Here is a 1,298-nt window from a genome sequence, read left to right on the forward strand (position 1 = left end):
CCACTCCCCCAACTCCCCTGCCCCCTGCCCCCTACTATAAAGAATGAATAAAAATAAACTTTGGAAACTTGTATTTTGGCTAGGACCATTCTTTTTAGCTGCCGGCTTAACAATTGGTTTAATATCAGAAAAATGGGGAATAATCCCTTTAGTATTAACAATACTAGGTTTAGTAATTTGTAGCCTCTGGATAATAATCCAAAGCCAACAAAGTAAATGGTGGCAAAAACGTTCCACCCAATCTGGTACTAACGCCCTTGTTGCCACCTTATCAGTATTAGTTATCTTAGGATTAATTAACTTTTTAGGTATTCGCTATCACCTGCGCCTAGATTTAACAGATAGTCAATTATTTACCCTATCCCCTCAATCAAGAGAATTAGTCAGTAACTTACCCGAAACCATAAAAGTTTGGTTATTTAGTAAAGACCAAAATCTCCAAGATCGAGAATTATTAGATAACTATCATCGTCAAAGTAATAAATTTAAATTTGAGTATCTTGACCCTCAATTAAAGCCAGGAATAGCCAAAAAATTTGGTGTCAAAGATTATGGCGAAGTTTATCTAGAATTTCAAAACAAACGGCAATTAGTCCAGATAATTAATGAAAATGAACGTTTATCAGAAATAAAATTAACTAATCGGTTACAACAAATTACCAGTTCCACAACTGCTAAAGTTTACTTTCTTCAAGGTCATGGTGAACATCCACTTACAGCTAGTAAAGGGGCAATTTCCCAAGCAATTAAAGCATTAACCGATAAAAACTTTACCACATCAGCTTTGAATTTAGCAGAACAGCCGCAAGTTCCTGATGATGCTACTGTTATAGTTGTCGCTGGACCTAAAAAAGAATTATTGATAGGGGAAGTTACAGCTTTACAAAATTATCTCAATCGTGGTGGTAACTTATTATTGATGATTGATCCCAATACTGACCCGAAAATAGACACTATTTTAAAAGATTGGGGTATACGCTTAGATAATCGTTTGGCTATTGATACTTCTGGCGAAAATTTACAACTAGGACCCGCTGCTATTCTGGTGACAGAATATGGACAACATCCTATTACTAAAGATTTTGCTAAAAATATTTCTGTATATCCCTTAACTCGTTCTTTGGAAATTGATCCTGTTTCTGGTATCGAGTCTATGGCTTTATTAAAAACTAAACCCTATCCCAACAGTTGGGCAGAAAGTGATCAAAAAAGTGAAAAATTAGAGTTTAATGAAGGTCAAGATTTAAAAGGACCTTTAACTTTAGGAGTAGCATTAACTAGAAAGTTATCAAATGCAA

The 1,298-nt window shown here is 34.8% G+C and carries 1 protein-coding gene; it reads left to right on the forward strand.

The window, feature by feature from the left end; genetic code table 11:
* Positions 1-43 precede the first annotated feature (43 nt).
* Positions 44-1,298, forward strand: a 1,255-nt coding sequence (locus FJR37_RS02915; RefSeq protein WP_168465263.1) for a Gldg family protein, incomplete at its 3' end; no start/stop codon positions are given.

The sequence above is a fragment of the Aphanizomenon sp. UHCC 0183 genome (genome assembly GCF_009712065.1).
Lineage (GTDB): Bacteria > Cyanobacteriota > Cyanobacteriia > Cyanobacteriales > Nostocaceae > Dolichospermum > Dolichospermum heterosporum.